The sequence below is a fragment of the Gemmatimonadota bacterium genome (assembly GCA_026705765.1).
Lineage (GTDB): Bacteria > Latescibacterota > UBA2968 > UBA2968 > UBA2968 > VXRD01.
Genome location: JAPPAB010000014.1, coordinates 1 through 16559 on the forward strand (window position 1 = coordinate 1; position 16559 = coordinate 16559).

Genomic DNA, 16559 nt, shown 5'->3' on the forward strand with positions numbered 1-16559 from the left:
GCCGATAGCCATGGCGGGGATAGCCGTGTATGGGTGGGGATACCTGGATGGGAAGCGATTTTTTCATTTTCAGGCAGTCAAAACACATTCACGCACAGACCGGATATAATCTTCGATCGTCTGCACACTTTTGAAAACTGCGGCACTCAGGTCTTCATCAGAAATTGCAAAACCAAATTCATCTTCTATGCCCACGACAAGTTCTACCATTGCCATTGAATTAAGACCCATTTCTCCACCAAAAAGCACATCCGAGTCTCCTATCTCCTCAGGCGCAATTTCAAGTTTTAACGCACGCACAATCGTCTGCTTTATCTGTATCTTGAGATCATCATTCATACATCCCCTCCTTCTTGTTCATCTGCAAAGTAGCTTATGATGAGGTCAACCATCCTCTGTTGTCCCTCCTCTGACACAATCTCTATAGCTGGAATCTCAAATCGGTCCTCCAAACATGCCAATTTCTCTTTGATTTCTTCTTTTGACATTTGACGTGGACTGATCAGTGTTCGCCCATAAGCTGCTCGGATGTGTTTTTCTTTATCACTCATTGCGAGACACAACACGGGACCTTTGGTAATTGCCTTGAGCGTGTTCATGGTATCGCGTATATACTCGCCATCATCAACGCTATTCACGACCAATATGTTGGCATCGGGTTTTGTGCCCAGCATAAAAGCAAGTGTTGAAAGCGTGTGATTCCCCGGCTCATGGACATCGTAAGGGATACTTCCCGACTGTGCCCCGACAAGCATTAAATCCGGTTTCTTATTCGCACAGACCTCGCGCATTTTGAAATCCAGATAAGGCGCGTGAAGCTGTATTGGAAATTGCAGTGGAGAAGCATAGCCCGTTGGAAATGCCACATCCATGCCAAATAACTGAGAATGGTGTTCGGTGCCGATTTGCCCAACCTTATATCCTTCTTTTATCAACTTTGCCCTCAAGGCAAGTTGAACTGTGAACTTACCCTGTTGAGCACTCGTGCCAAAAACACCGATCACTGGCACATCAACGGCTGGATTATTGTGGGGCTGAAGTGCTTTGAGCAGGTCGTTTTGATGAACGTCAGGCGAATAAATATAGAGGTTCTTTTTACGAGCCTTATCAATCAGATCTCTTAAATCCTTCTGGTAAACGGACAAAAAGCTGAACACATTTAAGTTGGCATCAATGGCCTTCTCAATACTCTCGCGCAGGACATTCTTTTTTGTAATTCGGCTCAGTTCATCTACATAGCCCAGAATAAGCGTATCAGCCTCTTTCAATATCTCTTGAAATCGCGGCTGAACCCGTATGCCAACAGGCGGTATGCCTATCGCTTCACCAGCATCTTTCCCAACATACCCTTTGGCAATGGGATCAGCGATACCCACAATTTCAAAATTTAATAATTCCCTGAAACGCATCAGGCTATGCATTTCCTTGTTATAGGGATAAATAGCTGCTCTTTTAATTTTGTTTGGATCAAAGGATTGAGACGTCTGGGGAGTAGGCACGCGAATCTTGCGACCTATCGGAATTTTCTGCTGCACTTCTCGACTGGCATTCACTTCCAATATATTTCTAATCTCATTCAGATTGGCTTTGGGGAAGGCTTGCTTGATTAACGCGATAATACCCGTAATGTGGGGCGCGGCAAAGCTACTACCTTCAACAATATGCTCTCGCCCACCTGCCCAGAGAACGCGCTGAGTTGTTCCAGGTGCGATACATTCAATAGACTCTCCTGCGCGAAACAGGTAATTGTAACGCCCTTTTATCTCCCCCGCCTTCACACCGATCACATTGGAGAAATAGGCGGGATAACCCTCCTGCCCTGAATTGTGTTCGGCAGCGACGATTGCGATACCCTTTTTCGTTGCCACCTTACATATATCCAATAGAGCATTCTTGACCTGGACGTCCGTTGTCCCAAGGCTCAAATTGATAATATCGACGTTCTGATCAATTGCCCAACGAATTGACTCAATGAGAATTTTTTGTTCAACAATCAGAGATTGATCGAAAATTTTTATAGCGTATAGCTCTGTACCCGGAGCCTTCTTTTTGATAATACTCGCAACCGCCGTGCCATGACCAGATGAGTCTCGATAGTCTTTAGATGTATGGACGCTACCCGTAGAAAACTCAAAACAGATTCCTGCGGTCACATGCTGCAACATTTCATGAGAACGATCAACCCCGCTATCAATAATTGCAACCTTGACACCTTCTCCGTTTAGATCATGGAAATTGCATTTGTATTTCATGGTTAGCCCACTGTTGTCCACACGCCATCTTTCGATATGCTCACTATGCACCAGGCCGCTGACTTGGACCTTTCACCACAATCGGACTGATAAACATTTTTCCTAAAATATCTAACAAAACATAGCCTCCTAAAAGAAAGTGCAATAGAGTTATTTCAATGTTAATCCATAAGTAGAGTAATAAGTAGATTAACAAAAGAAATATGAAGATCGAAATACCGCGTTTCCAGTAATTAACGCTCCAAATCGCGCCACAATTTTTGCAGGGATATTTGATAGTACCGGCACGCAATTTGCGCCACCACCCAACGGGATGCCCACACTTTGGACAGGTATAAAGGTTTTTTATGTTTATTGGCATATATTGGGACTCCAAAATCTCACTCAGAATCAGAGTTTTGACGTGGACGTTTCTCAACAATCGGAATCATAAACATCTTCACCAAATGAACGCCTATGATCAAGCCTATGACAAATAGATTAATATCCAAAATAGTTCTCTGAGGATTAATCCATAAGTAGATCAACAAGGCAAGAATTGAGATAAAAATCATACTTTTCCAGTAAGTAACCTTCAAGAGATTACCACAATTTTTGCAGGACCATTGGCTAAAAATACCGGCATTCAATTTGCGCCACTTTCTCACGGGATGTCCACACTTGGGGCAGGAATAAAGGTTTTTTATATCGATTGGCATATATTTTTGCTCCAAACGCACTCACTCTGCATCAGGTCGCTGTGGTTCATGCTTCTCAACAACCGGATCGACATATCCTGCAAAGATCATTCCTGAAGTAAAGATTATCCAAAAGACCCAAAAATTCACATAAGGTTTAAGCCATAACCAGGTTGACAAGGTAATTATGGGAACTAAAATCAGGCGTCTCACAGAACCAAATCCCAAAGAAGTACCGCAATTCTTGCAAGGCCATATACTGAAGATGTTAGCACTTAATTTGCGCCACCACCCAACGGGATGCCCACACTTCGGACAGGTATAAAGATTTTTTATATTTATTGGCATATTTTAGAGCCTCCTTCTTGTATGAGAGAATTTAGCAGGTATTGCACTCAAATATACAAGGGTACAATACCTGCAACCATCAAGATACCCAACTTTGGCGTTCCCTATTCACCATATAACTGTACGATTGGGTCGTCGTGATCAATGCTGCCCACAAAGTCTATTATAACATTTCCAGCAGCCTCATTTAATTCCTGCACTCCATCAATAGCCGCGTCAACTACTGCTTGATTGCCCTCTACCTCATTCTGTATTCGCTCTATCTCGCGATCACTATAATCCACAAAAGCATCTACCATTTCATCATGATAATAATGATCAGCAACTGCCAAAACTGGCCCCACTACAGGCCCAACAACAGGAGTTGTTGATAGAGCAAATATAGTCCAAAAATAGTAGTCCTCTACCCTTTCATCTTCACACTCATAAGCCTCTACGGGCATAATGGTCTCGTAATGCATCTTTCTTTTTACCAGCTTTTGCATGTGATCCTCCAATATTGTAAAAATTAGAAATCGGTGAATGTTTTCCATTCACTATGGACAAAGCACCGTGTAGTGATCTCATTTACCCCCTTTCCTTGTCAAGAGGTGCTTTTTGACTATCAGCGTCAGAATTTTGGTCTGAAGATTGCACAATTTTAACGCGCTTCAATGAAAGAATGATAAAAATGCCAACTGGTAAGAGACAATAGACAAGAAGGCTCCAATCTTTGACCCAGAGTTCAAAAAATAACCAGAAAGCCGCATATATGATTAACACCACGCCCCCCCTTCTACGATCCATTTCAAGTATGCTGCCACATTTCTTACAGGGCCAGGTGGGATTAAGTTTCCAGGTCCACCACTTATCTCTTTTCCAAGGGCTTTCATATTCACAGTTTGGGCACTTTGCTTTGAACATATCAAATCCTCGCGGCTCGCTCCTGGAGCATGGAATAAACACCATCTTGCAGCATCAAAACTTCGTGGCTACCTTCCTCAGCAATCCTTCCCTGATCGATGACAACGATTTTGTCTGCACGCCGGATGGTTGACAGACGATGAGCAATGACGATCACGGTTCTTTGTTTGCAAATTTCCTTCATCGCTTCTTGAATATAAAACTCAGATTCATTATCCAGTGCGGCAGTGGGTTCATCCAAAATCAAGATGGGGGTGTTCTGTAGCAATACCCGTGCAAGTGCGACCCTCTGCTTTTGCCCCTCTGAAAGTTGCGCCCCTTGCTCACCGATGATCGTGTGATAACCATTGGGCAGCTTCGTGACAAAATCGTGAATATAGGCTGCCCGGGTTGCGGTTTCGACATCGATCATGGAAATCGGTTTGTTAAACGTCAAATTCTCCAAAATACTCCCCTGAAACAACGCACTGCCTTGCATCACAAAGCCGATATTTTGGCGCAGAGAATTGAGCCGGTATTGCCTGATATCGACCCCATCGATCAAGACCTGCCCATCCACTGGATCGTAGAACCTCGGAATGAGCTTCGCCAGAGTAGATTTGCCTGACCCGCTTCTTCCAACAATGGCGACTATCTCATCAGCGTCAATCTCGAGATTGATCTCGTTCAACACCACCCTTTCGGGTTGATATGCAAAACTGACGTCTCGAAACTCTATCCTTCCATGAACTCCGTTGAGTTCAGCCAACTGCGGCTCATCCCGTATGTCAGGTGTGATATTATAGACTTCAAAAAAGCGATCTGTATGAACCAGTGTAGATTCAATGCGCCGCAACAGGCCAATGAGACTTTTAATAGGCCCATACAAATACCCCACATAGCCCGTGAACGCCATATAACTCCCCAAAGTCAAATTGTCGGATAACACCTCGTGCCATCCGTAAAACCCGTAGGCAAGTGTTCCACCCGTCTTGATAATGGTGCTGGCATATCCCGTTGTGCCCGAAAACAGCGACACTTTCATTCTCAAATTTGCAACACCGATGAACAATCCCTGTAGCTTCTGAAAAAATGACGCCTCTAACCCCAAAGACTGTACTGTTCTAATCGAAGAGATGGACTCGTAATTCTTTGCCGATAACTCTGCTGAGCGTTCTGCAACTTCCCTTGTATATTTGCGTATAAACCGTCTCGAAATCAAGACCAACAGCGTGTCAAAGGGCAAGACCGTGAGGCTGATCAGGGCTAATTTCCAATTGATAAAGAACAGAATGGGCGGAAAAATTATGAGTTGAAGCGAATTGATAATCAGCGTGTTAATCAAACTGATGACACTGGCAATTGAACTTCGCATATCTCTAAATCGAGATAGTATTTCACCCGTCTCCCGGCTATCAAAAAAACTAAAATCCAACGTTTGAATATGTTTGTAAAAACGCGCTTGAAAATCATATCCCATTCGGATGCCAACACACTGACCAAAATACCCACTGATAAACCTCATCCCACCCACACCCAACGACATCAGCATGCCCAACAACAGAACAAAATTTAACAGAGAGAAATCTTTGTGCGGATATACATCATCGATCATTATTTTCGTGAAATAAGGTCCTGGTATCTGAAACAACATAAACAAAATACCAACACAAAGCGACTGAATGATATACCGCCAATAAGGCCGCAGCATCTTAATAACAGTGAATATTTGCGTCAAGATTCTCGATCTCCTGTCTGCCTATCATCATTTAAAAAACCAACGGATTTTTCTTGTCAACAATACCAAACGCCTCTTTTATCTTTTTCCACCCAATTTGCCACAAAAAACTTCTTTCAATAATGATCTTTGCGTCTAACCTCATGCCATACGCCACCGGATAGATCTGATCGCCACTGCGAACAAAAGGATCATCAATCAATATCTTCACCGGGTATAATGTCAGAGCCGTTGCATTTGGAGGCACGACTTGATTCCGGCTGGGCAGTTCACTAACGCTACCACTGAAAATTTTGTAATTCATATGCGGGAACGCATGGATGTACAACTTGACCTCTTGATCCAGTTCAATTTTTGAAATATCCACCTCTTGCACAAAAACCCTCGCCTGCCATTCATTTAACTGCGCCAATTCCAATACCGGACTGCCAACCGAAACCCTATCTCCTTCGATTGTCTCAATATCTGATGTCAGAACAATACCTGCGATTGGGGAAGTGATGACGGTTTTCCGTATCTGTTCTTGAATCCAATCGCGTTCTTGCAGGAGCTTATCCCCGACCAGTTTCAAAGTTTGGATTTCTTTTTCTCTAACAGCCAGAGCATCACGCTCAATTTTCAGATAGGTCATGCGTTGCTGGACGCGATTGAGATTGTTCTCTTGAAGTTTTACAGGTAAAAGCGTCTCAAGAGGTCGTGTCTGTTCCTTTTTCTTTTTCAGATATTTTTGATACAATTGTTGCTCCTGTAAAATCTGCTCAAGCCGAAGACCACCCGCTTCATATTCGAGCCGAGCTTGATCAAGACTCGATTCTATCCTTTGCCGATCAAAAAATAATGTCTCTCTGAGTTCCTCTCTCTGTCGTTGATTGATTGCGATCTCTTTTTCTATCTTCGCGGCCTCTTTTCTCCACTCTGAAGCATCGAGAACAAAAAGCGTATCTCCTTTTGCGACCTGCTGACCCGCGTGAATAAGCACTTTCTCTATCGTCCCCACAGTCTCTGACTTGACGAATTTTTTCTCAACAGGTTCAACGTGACCAGAAGCCTCAACACTGATTTCCATTTCGACATCCCAGCCTAAAATCACAACCCCTGCAATAAGCAGGATACTCAATGCGATAATAGACAGAATGAAGAATCTTATAAACTCAAAGCCCTTTAGCTTGATCTCATGATCAGATTCAGGCTGTCTGGTGGCTAAAGCCATACTGGAGACATAAGATAGGTTGCGATAACGGCTAAAGCCGATGGATTTAGATCGACCAAATGCACATTCAACTCAGACATCTTCCGAAGACGGCTGGATTCCTCTCTGTCTAACTTTTGTGCGGTATTGGGTAGGAGAAATGCCATGTATCCTCTTGAAAGCGTGACAGAAACGACTTGGTGAATGAAATCCACACATGCTTGCAATTTCATATATAAACAGGAACGATCCTGCTAAAAAATGCTCTGCCTGCGATATTCTGATCTCTCGCAATTTTTCGCGGAAGGTTTTGTTAAAAAATTTTTTGAATAGCACATGACCGTGCGGTGGGGTGATCCGAAAATGGCGTGCGAGGTCTTCAAATTTCAGGTCTGGGTTTCTGTAACGCTCCTCCAAGAATGATTCCAACGACTCTTGTGAAACCTTCTCTCGGCCGGTGTTTAAGAGCTGTTGAAAGGATCTGGACTGTGAACGGGATGCTTCACTGGCCCGCGATACCTTGTATCCCACTTCATTCAGCAGGATACAGGTTTTGACCTCTGCCAAAAATTTGTCCTTATTGATCGGTTTATCCAATACGCCTGCAGTACCGGCTTTGAGTATTTCTTTTGTTACTTCCATGGGCACAAAACTTTCCATGATCAGGATGTTTGTCTGAATTTTCTCTGTTGCAATGCGCTCCAAAAGCGCGATCCCATCAAGACCTGCCATATACATTTCAGCGATGGCGAGATCGATCTTCTCACGTCTCAATATTTCAAGTCCTTCTATCCCATCTCTCGTTGTGCATACGTCATAAGGTTCATCGCTCAGAAATCCCACGAGGGTCGATAGAATGCTGGGATCGTGATCTATAATCAGTATTTTCTGTTTGCTCATATTTTCTCCTGTGCGATAAAACGCAGTTTAAGTATTTGAAGTTCAGGGCGCGATGCCCATACTATTCGATATAGATTTTTCTTTGCTTAAACAGATCTATGCAACCTGTGTGCCAATGCGGATTTTTTTGAGTGATAATTTTTATAAGGCGTTATTTTTACTTCGCATAGAGGTTATTATCGAGTAAAAGTCAGTCTGAGCATCGAATTGAGAAGTGAAAACATTTTTCACTTTTCGCTTTTCGATTGAACATTATGTTCTTTTACTTTGTATTGACAATCGCGCTTCAGGTCGTTACTTTAGTTTTGCCTTCTCAAGTTATCAGCTTGAGATATTTGCCGCCGCTGACAGTTGACTTGTCCTGGTCTTGTCAGCGGCTTTTTTATAATAATACCATCGCGTCTGTAAGTTCAACTATAAAAGATTGCTCATATATTAGAATCATTGCTCGTATATCAGATTTTTTCATTTTTTTCACTTTTACGACAAAATCTGCTCTACGGATTTTCATCCCTGTTCATCTGCGTCCATCTGCGGATACCTCCCGCTTTTCATCCTGTTCATCCTTTCATCCTGCCTATCCTGATCCGCCTTTCCCCACACCAATACGCGATCTGGATCAATAGATGGGTATATCTCATCCCCGACGCGCCACTGTTGCTCACCGGATGTCAAAATCTGGATGGAGTGTCCCGCCCAGTCGGCGAGCAAGATGGTCGATGCGCCGAGGTCTTCGACGACTTCAATGGTCGCGGGGATTTCGCCTCCACGGGGTGATATATTTTCCGCACGGATGCCGAGGGTGGCGTTTGAAGGGGCGTTGTGGTCTGCGGTCGCGATGGGCTGGTTCGAGGCTGTGAACCATTGGTTTCGCTGTTTGTGGACGTCTATGGTGTTGATGGGAGGATAGCCGAGTTGACGGGCGACGGTCGGAGAATTGGGCTGCTGGTAGATTTCTTCGGGGGAACCGATTTGCAGGATTTTTCCTTCGGATAATACGGCGATTCGGTCGCCCATTGAGAGGGCTTCGATCCGGTCGTGGGTGACGTAGATCATGGGCGTGCCGAGGTCGCGCTGGAGGCGGATGAGTTCGACGCGCAATACTTCGCGCAGTTTTGCATCCAGGTTGGTGAGGGGTTCGTCCATGAGAAAGAGTCGGGGTTGGCGCACGATGGCGCGTCCGATTGCGACGCGCTGCATTTCACCGCCGGACAGGTGCGTGGCGGGTCGGTCCAGGAGCGGGGTTATGCGGAGCAGGTCGGCGGTGTGGGAAATTCTGTTTGCGATGTCTTTTTTGGAGAGGTTGCGCCCGGGTGCCTGGAGTGGAAATCCGAGGTTCTGGCGCACGGTTTTGTTGGGGTAGAGTGAGAAGTTCTGAAAGACGAGGGCGATGTCGCGTTCTGCGGGTAGCTGGTGGGTTATGTCTGCGCCATTGACGGTTATACGCCCGGTGTCCGCTGCTTCGAGGCCCGCGATGATGCGCAAGAGCGTTGTTTTGCCCGCGCCTGTTGGGCCCAGGACGACGAGGAGTTCTTCGGCGTGAAGAGAGAGTGAGATTTCCGAGAGTGCCCGGGTTTCGCCGTAGTTTTTGGACAGGTCGTCGATTTTGAGAAATGGGGCATTCATACGAGGGCTGTTTCCGTGTTTGGATCGAATAGGCGAATGTGTTCTTCATTAAGGTGCAGGTGGATTGTTTCTCCAATGGCAAAGCGGTCGGTTGTACGCATGATTAGTTCGCCTATTGGGGTATCGACATGTACATAACCGTGGCTGCCGAGGTATTCGCTGAGGATGACTTTGCCCGGTATGCCGCGGTTGGCGGGGCGGATAAATTCCGGGCGCATGCCAAAGATGACCTGCATGGGCGCGATGTTCGCGTGGATGGGGATGTGAATGTCTGTATCTGGATGGGTAAAAGATAGACTGTCTCCGTGTAGCACAATTTGTCCGGTTAATAGATTCATGCCCGGGCTGCCGACGAAGTTTGCGACAAAGAGGTCTGCGGGGTGGTTGTAGATTTCTGATGGGGATCCGATTTGTCTGATTTTGCCGCTGTCCATAACGACAATGCGATCCGCCAAGCTCATGGCTTCTTCCTGGTCGTGTGTGACGTAGATGGCTGTTATGGAGAGTGATAGTTGTTGGCGGCGTATAAATGCTCTGAGTTCTAACCGGTGTTCTGCGTCGAGTGTGCCCAGGGGCTCGTCCATGAGGTAGATGTCCGGTGTGCGGACCATGGCACGGGCGAGAGAGACGCGCTGTTGATCGCCGCCTGAAAGTTGTCTGGGGTATTGGTCGAGTAGTGTTTCGATACTTAGGGCGTGGGTAACGCGGTCTATCGCCGCTTTGGTATCTGCGGGGGATGTGCCGATGTTCTCGAGTGGGAAGGCGATGTTTTTGCGGACGGTCATGTGCGGGTAGAGGGCGTAAAACTGGAAGACAAAGCCCACGTCGCGCTGAGATGGCGGCAGGTGTGTGACGTTCTGGTTGTCGAGGGTGATCCGTCCGCCGGTTGGGTCCTCCAGTCCCGCGATCATCCTCAATGTGGTTGTTTTTCCACATCCGGAGGGTCCCAGGAGGACGATAAATTCTCCCTGGTCAACTCGCAGGTCAATACCTCTGACTGCCCGCGTGCCGTCGGGGTAGGTTTTTTGGAGGTTTTGAAGTTCGAGGAATGGCATCATTACTGTTTAATTGTTCCAAATGTCACGCCCCGCAGCAGATGATTGCGGACGAGTACTGTGAAGATTACTATTGGCACGACAAAGATGAGGACGCCCGCGGCAATCTGCGGCCAGGGGATGCCCTGGATGTTGCCCTGAAGCCCGGCAAAATACACGGGTACGGTGACGGCTTCGGCGTTGTTGAGCGCGAGCGCGAAACCGTATTCGTTCCAGGCGGATATGAGGCAGAAGACGGCGGTAACAGCCATGCCGGTTGCAGAGTGGGGTAAGATGATTTTGTAAAATGCTTGAAGTGGGCTGTATCCATCGACGAGTGCGGCTTCTTCATACGCCCGGGGGATTTCGTCTATGAATCCCTTCATGAGCCAGACTGCGAGCGAGAGGTTAAATGCCGTGTAGAGGAGGATGAGGCCCAGGTGTGTGTTGGGCAGTTCAAAGACGCGGTACATCATCAGTACGGGGACCACGACGGCGAGCGGGGGCAGGAAGCGGGTCGAGAGGATGAAGAATAGCCAGTCCCGCGCACCTGCGATGCGAAATCGGCTAAATCCATACGCGCAGCCGGTTCCGAGGACGACAGATGTTAGGGTGCTGAGCAGACCGATGATGACGCTGTTGAAGAGGTAGTGAAAAAATGCGTGTGCTTTGCCCGTGTGTGGTGTTGCCAGTTTGCGATAGGCGTCTAATGTGGCTGAGAAACTCAGGCCTCCGGGTGCGATGTTTTCATTGGTGGATGGTATGAGAGAGGCTGTGGCGCTGATCGCCGCTTCCTGAGTTTTGAGGGAGGTGAGAAAGAGCCAGCACAGGGGTAGTGTGGCGAGACAAAAATACGGGATGATGACGAGCCATCTCAATTTCTTCACGCGCTTTCCCTCCCCTGTTTTGCCTGGATGCTGGTGATGTACCGGATGAAAATAGTTGCGAGTGCGATGACGATGAGGAGGATGACGATGCTATAAGAGCTGCCCAGTCCAATTTTATATCCGCGAAACATGACTTGATAGAGGAGGGCACTCAATGTTTGGGTCGCGCGATCATTGGGTCCCGTGACAGCCATGACGAGGTCAAATTGCTTGAGGGCATCTGTGGTGCGTAGCAGGACTGCGAGGAAGAGCAGGGGGGAGCACAGGGGTAGGGTGATGCGCCGAAAGACAGTCCATCGGGATGCCCGGTCAATGGCTGCGGCTTCGTAGAGGTGATTGGGGATGGCATTGAGGCCGGCAAGGGCGATGAGCATCATAAATGGCGTCCACATCCAGATGTCGATCATGAGGATGGAGAAGAGTTTCAGGTCGGGGTCGGTCAGCCATTGCGGTTGGAAGAGGCCAAGGACGGATAGTGCTTGATTGACGACGCCGTAGTGGCCGTTGAGAATAAAGTTCCAGTACAGGCCCATGACTGCGGGGGATAGCATCATGGGTACCAGGAGTATGGTGGTGATGGCGGGTTTGCCCCGGAAGGGTTTTTGAAGGGCGAGGGCAAGGGCAAAGCCGAGCATGAGTTCGGTCGCGACTGCCAGGACGACGAATAGTCCGGTGGTGCGAAGGGCAGTGCCATAGCGCGTGTCGTCAAAGATGACGCCGTAGTTGCGCCCACCCACGAGTCGCGCAATGCCGCCACTGAGTTCGGCATCGGTAAAGCTGAGGTAGATGTTGTAAAAGAGGGGAAAGATGTTGAACGCGATCAGAAAGATCAGTGCTGGACCCACAAAGCCGTATTTCAAAACGCCGTCTTTCACGCACATTCTCGAAAGGGATAGAGGGATGGATACCGCGATGGGGCGTCGCTTACTCTTCTCGTTTTCTGCGAAGTGCCACTACTTGTTTAAAGATCTCTGATATATTGCCACCATTGCGGGAGTGCAATAGCATTTGCTCTTTTGACATGACCATCATGGTGTCTTCTTTATCGTCGGGATAACGGCAAAAGCTCGATTTTACCGCTTCGCCCGTGATGCAGCAATATTTTTCTACCGGAATTTCTTGTTCGGTGTCCAGCCTGGTGGTGGTGGGTTCCAGGTCTTTGTTTGCTTCTTCGTATTCGGTGAATATTTCCGAGATTTTGGCGGCCATGATGCGATCTCCTGTTGTGGTGTTTGTAGAGCGTGGAATTATATGCAAAAAGGGTCTGTATGTAAAGGAAAATTACGGATAAAGGGGTAATTTCAGACCTTGAACAAGAAGTGTATTACGTCGCCATCAAAGATCTCTGCGTCTTTTCCTTTGACCATGAGCTTGCCCGCTGCTTTTACTTTTTGTTCGTCTCCCAGTGCGATTAAGTCTTCGTAGCGGATGACTTCGGCCCGGATGAATCCCCGCTCGATGTCTCCGTGAACCGCGCCGCCCGCCTGCGGTGCCAGAGAACCTCTCGGGATTGTCCAGGCGTGTACTTCGTCATTGACGACTGTGAAGAAGGAGATCAAGCCCAGGGTTTTGTAACACAATAAGGTGAGCCGGTCCAGGGCGGGTTGTTCAATGCCGAGGTCGGCGAGAAATTCCTCGCGCGTTTCGTCGTCGAGCAGGGAGATTTCTTCTTCGATCTGTGCGGATATTGCGATCCATTCAAAACCACAGTCGGCAAAATCAGCGGCTATTTCGTCTATGATTCCGTCGTCGTCAATCTGGTCTTCGTCTGTGTTCAGTACTGCGATTACTGCTTTGGTGGTTAAGAAGGGATAGCTGGATGTCAGTTTTACTTCCTCTGAGGTTAGTGCAAACTGGCGCAGGGGGTTTCCGTCTTCCAGATGCGCCTGCATGCGCGTCATTAGGTCCTTTTCTTGCTCTATTCGCAATCTGTCTTTTGTGTGCCGGTCTTGTGCTATTCGCTCCAGTCGCTTTTCTATAAAGATCAGGTCGGCGAGTAATAGTTCTTCCCAAAAAGTCCGTATGTCGCGTTTGGCATCTATGTCGCCCGCTATGTGAAAGACGGTGTCGTTTTCAAATACCCGGGCGAGGAAGCAGATGACATCTACTCGCTCCAGGTCTTGCAAAACAGGTATGTTGCGTTCGGTCTGTGTGTCCAGGTCGGGCAATAGTACAAATGCTATTTCTGCAGGTACTTCGCGTGCGGGTTTGTACATTTCTACGAGCCGATCAAACCGCTCATCCCGCACTTTTGCCTGTCCCATTTCACCTGTGTGTCCGGTTAGCAAGCGGAATAGCGTTTTTTTACCGACCTGCGGCAATCCAATTAGCCCGAGTCTCATGGCGGTAATATTCCTTACCTCAGAGGAGAGGGGGACCAAAATCCATTGACGGATGCAAGACTGTGTTTTAATATACAAAAAATTGGGACAAAAAACACAGAAGACGAAAAGGAGTTTACCGTGAAGACCGTCGAACTCGGCACAACTGGTATCTTGGTTTCTCAACTCAGTTTTGGTACTGGTACCAATGGCTGGGGCGGGCGTTCCAACCAGACGGATCTGGGGACGCGCGAACTTGTTGACTTGCTTATCTATGGCTTTGAACGCGGTGTTACATTTTGGGATAGTGCCGATCAATACGGCAGTCATGCCCATCTCGCAGGCGCGTTGGAGTATATCGATCGCGAGCGGGTTGTGATTACATCCAAGATCCGTGCGAAAACAGCCTATGAGGCAGAGCGCGATATGGATCGCATTTTGGGCGAGTTAAATACGGATTATATCGATGTTGTTCTTATGCATTGTTTGACAGATGAAGACTGGCCCAGTTCCTATCGGGGTGTTATGGATGTTCTCGCGGATAGAAAGCAAAAAGGCATCATTCGCGCACACGGTGTTTCCTGTCACGATATTGATGCCTTCCAGCGTGCAGCTATTACCTCATGGGTGGATGTTGTTTTGGCGCGTATTAACTATGCTGGGAAGAATATGGATGGGTCACCCGAACGCGTTGTTCCCATTCTGGAAGAGATGGATGCCAATGATATCGGCGTTTACGGGATGAAAGTCGTGGGCCGCGGCGACCTGCCCGCTCGCGATGCCATTCACTATGTTCTCGATATTCCAGCGATTGACGCGATTACTGTTGGGATGATGAATCGCAGCGAAATCGACGAGAATATCGGCCATGTCGAAGCGCATAGCACTGTGTTGCTGCCTGTTTAAATGAGATGTGAGAGGGTAGGGCGGTCCTCTTACCTCTCACCTGCTTCTCTCCTCTATCCGCTCAATCTCATCTCGAATTATTCCCGCGTCTTCGTAGCGCTCTTCTTTAACTGCTTTATTCATCCGCTTTTTCAAAACTTCCAGCAATTCATCCGGTTCCAGGTCTCGTCCCTGGGAATCAACACCCTGTATTGGCTGCTCGACTGCCTGCGCGATGTCTAAGACGGGTTCTTCAGGTATTTCCTGGGGTGGATTCAGTTGCTCAAGCTCATAACCGTATTCGGTGGGCCGGACTTTAAATCCCACTTGTTGAATGATTTTGGCATCCATATAGATGGGTGCGTCAAATTTGAGTGCGAGTACGATGCTATCACTGGGACGGGCGTCTAAGCGCACTTGCTCTCCTTGAGCAAAGAAGATGAGTTCGGCATAAAAAATCTGGTCTTTCAAATCGACTATCTGCACTTTTTCAATTTCGGCATCAAAATGTGCCAGTACTGAACACATCAGATCATACGCAAGAGGTCGCGGCATAGATTTACCTTCGAGTTCTGAGCGAATAGACCGATATTCGACATGACCAATTTCAATGGGTACCATTACACTGCCTTCAACACTTTGCAGCCACACGACGTTTTGTTCTGAATGATCTTGACGTATATCCACAACCTGCATTTCAATCATGATGTCCGCCTTCCATCGCAGTGAAAAATATGTGTAACTGTAAGGATAGTTAAAAATTTACCGTATGCAAGTTGAAATTTCCACCTCGTACTTGTTTGGAGATTGCAATGCAACTTTCTCTCTCTGTCCGCGTGGCCGAAAGTTTTCGCAATAAGCGCAATTTGACTATTGCTTTGTCCGATCTCGCGGAGATTGCCCAGCGCGCGGGTTATAAAGCGTTTTGTATGCGCGCTTCGGGTGTGGGTACGCACAGTCCGCCCGAACGCATTGTTGAAGTGCAAGATATTTTGAAGAAGCACAATCTCGCGGTTTCAATGGCAACCGGCGATTTTGCCATACCCGAGAATGGTGCCGATGGACCAGATAGCTTGCGGAATATTACCCCGCACCTCGATCTGGCAGACGCGCTCGGTTGCGATTTACTGCGCGTCTGTATCAAGACCGATGCAGATATCGCACACGCCCAGCGCGCAGCCGATGAGGCAGCCGAGCGGGATATACGCCTGGCACATCAATCTCATACCCAGAGTCTTTTTGAGACTGTTGCGGGATCGATTGAGACGCTTCAGAGTATTGGCCGACCGAATTTTGGGATTATTTACGAGCCTGCTAATCTGGCTTTGTGCGGTGAAGACTACGGTCCGGAGACCCTCAAACGCTTTTCACCTTATCTCTTTAACGTTTATTTGCAAAATCACGTTCCAGACCCCGATGGCGATATGCCGATGACGACCTGGGTGCGGGGCACGGTTTATTCTACTTTGCGACCACTGGATGAATCTGGTGGGATAGATTTTCGAGAAGTTTTTGATGGGCTGCACGGTATCAATTACCGCGGCTATGTGACGCTACATCACGCTTTTGGCGGGGATCTGCCTCCCGGTGAGGCGGCGATCCGATCGGCGAATTTTCTGAGGTCTTTTTTTTAATCGCTTTTCACAAATATCTGCTCGTGAAATACCGGCCGACTCCAGCCCAGAAAGGCGTTGTCGGCCACGTTTTCATAGGGGACATTGCCCAGGCGACTGCTGGCTCCCCAGACGTGGTACGCGGAACCGATGGTGATGATGGGGACGTTTTCCGTGTGGAGGTCGCGTACGCGACCTCCACACGGA

General features: G+C 47.7%; 18 protein-coding genes. 2 read left to right on the plus strand and 16 right to left on the minus strand.

Annotation, left to right across the window (positions count from 1 at the left end; translation table 11 throughout):
* Positions 1-69: 69 nt before the first annotated feature.
* The 14 genes from OXH16_01885 to OXH16_01950 form a co-directional block, all read right to left on the minus strand.
* A complete protein-coding gene (locus OXH16_01885; protein ID MCY3680118.1) occupies positions 70-339 on the minus strand; it encodes a phosphopantetheine-binding protein in 270 nt (89 codons plus the stop codon).
* A complete protein-coding gene (locus tag OXH16_01890; protein ID MCY3680119.1) occupies positions 336-2252 on the minus strand; it encodes a S8 family serine peptidase in 1917 nt (638 codons plus the stop codon). Before OXH16_01890 ends, OXH16_01885 begins: the two co-directional genes overlap by 4 nt.
* A gap of 380 nt (positions 2253-2632) precedes the next feature.
* A complete protein-coding gene (locus OXH16_01895) occupies positions 2633-2950 on the minus strand; it encodes a hypothetical protein (GenBank protein ID MCY3680120.1) in 318 nt (105 codons plus the stop codon).
* 431 nt (positions 2951-3381) lie between these two features.
* Positions 3382-3762 carry a hypothetical protein gene (locus OXH16_01900; GenBank protein ID MCY3680121.1) on the minus strand — a complete coding sequence of 127 codons (381 nt, stop codon included), beginning with the start codon at positions 3760-3762 and terminating at the stop codon, positions 3382-3384.
* A gap of 82 nt (positions 3763-3844) precedes the next feature.
* Positions 3845-4180 (minus strand): hypothetical protein, encoded by a 336-nt coding sequence (locus OXH16_01905; protein MCY3680122.1) that lies wholly within the window; start codon positions 4178-4180, stop codon positions 3845-3847.
* Position 4181: 1 nt separating this feature from the next.
* Positions 4182-5813 carry a peptidase domain-containing ABC transporter gene (locus OXH16_01910; protein ID MCY3680123.1) on the minus strand — a complete coding sequence of 544 codons (1632 nt, stop codon included), beginning with the start codon at positions 5811-5813 and terminating at the stop codon, positions 4182-4184.
* Between the two features lie 115 nt (positions 5814-5928).
* Positions 5929-7107, minus strand: coding sequence for an HlyD family efflux transporter periplasmic adaptor subunit (locus OXH16_01915; protein MCY3680124.1), 1179 nt, complete (start codon positions 7105-7107; stop codon positions 5929-5931).
* A gap of 72 nt (positions 7108-7179) precedes the next feature.
* Positions 7180-7986 carry a response regulator gene (locus OXH16_01920; GenBank protein ID MCY3680125.1) on the minus strand — a complete coding sequence of 269 codons (807 nt, stop codon included), beginning with the start codon at positions 7984-7986 and terminating at the stop codon, positions 7180-7182.
* A gap of 507 nt (positions 7987-8493) precedes the next feature.
* Positions 8494-9612: an ABC transporter ATP-binding protein gene (locus OXH16_01925; protein MCY3680126.1), complete on the minus strand. Its 1119-nt coding sequence runs from the start codon at positions 9610-9612 to the stop codon at positions 8494-8496.
* Positions 9609-10670, minus strand: a complete 1062-nt coding sequence (locus OXH16_01930; GenBank protein MCY3680127.1) for an ABC transporter ATP-binding protein — start codon at positions 10668-10670, stop codon at positions 9609-9611. The genes OXH16_01925 and OXH16_01930 overlap by 4 nt, the downstream gene beginning before the upstream one ends.
* Positions 10670-11533 carry a carbohydrate ABC transporter permease gene (locus OXH16_01935; GenBank protein ID MCY3680128.1) on the minus strand — a complete coding sequence of 288 codons (864 nt, stop codon included), beginning with the start codon at positions 11531-11533 and terminating at the stop codon, positions 10670-10672. The genes OXH16_01930 and OXH16_01935 overlap by 1 nt, the downstream gene beginning before the upstream one ends.
* Positions 11530-12408, minus strand: coding sequence for a sugar ABC transporter permease (locus OXH16_01940; GenBank protein MCY3680129.1), 879 nt, complete (start codon positions 12406-12408; stop codon positions 11530-11532). The genes OXH16_01935 and OXH16_01940 overlap by 4 nt, the downstream gene beginning before the upstream one ends.
* Before the next feature lie 49 nt (positions 12409-12457).
* On the minus strand, positions 12458-12742 hold the full coding sequence (locus OXH16_01945; protein ID MCY3680130.1) for a hypothetical protein: 285 nt from the start codon (positions 12740-12742) through the stop codon (positions 12458-12460).
* 92 nt (positions 12743-12834) lie between these two features.
* Positions 12835-13875 (minus strand): DUF933 domain-containing protein, encoded by a 1041-nt coding sequence (locus tag OXH16_01950; GenBank protein MCY3680131.1) that lies wholly within the window; start codon positions 13873-13875, stop codon positions 12835-12837.
* A gap of 120 nt (positions 13876-13995) precedes the next feature.
* Here OXH16_01950 and OXH16_01955 point away from each other — a divergent pair, with 120 nt between their 5' ends.
* The gene (locus tag OXH16_01955; protein MCY3680132.1) at positions 13996-14760 is read left to right on the plus strand and encodes an aldo/keto reductase; all 765 of its coding nucleotides are present in this window, start codon (positions 13996-13998) and stop codon (positions 14758-14760) included.
* 36 nt (positions 14761-14796) lie between these two features.
* Here OXH16_01955 and OXH16_01960 read toward each other — a convergent pair whose 3' ends face one another.
* The gene (locus OXH16_01960) at positions 14797-15444 is read right to left on the minus strand and encodes a bifunctional nuclease family protein (GenBank protein MCY3680133.1); all 648 of its coding nucleotides are present in this window, start codon (positions 15442-15444) and stop codon (positions 14797-14799) included.
* 107 nt (positions 15445-15551) lie between these two features.
* Here OXH16_01960 and OXH16_01965 point away from each other — a divergent pair, with 107 nt between their 5' ends.
* Positions 15552-16373 carry a sugar phosphate isomerase/epimerase gene (locus tag OXH16_01965; protein ID MCY3680134.1) on the plus strand — a complete coding sequence of 274 codons (822 nt, stop codon included), beginning with the start codon at positions 15552-15554 and terminating at the stop codon, positions 16371-16373.
* Here OXH16_01965 and OXH16_01970 read toward each other — a convergent pair.
* Positions 16370-16559, minus strand: a 190-nt coding sequence (locus OXH16_01970) for a hypothetical protein (GenBank protein MCY3680135.1), incomplete at its 5' end; no start/stop codon positions are given. The two genes, OXH16_01965 and OXH16_01970, sit on opposite strands and share 4 nt — an antisense overlap.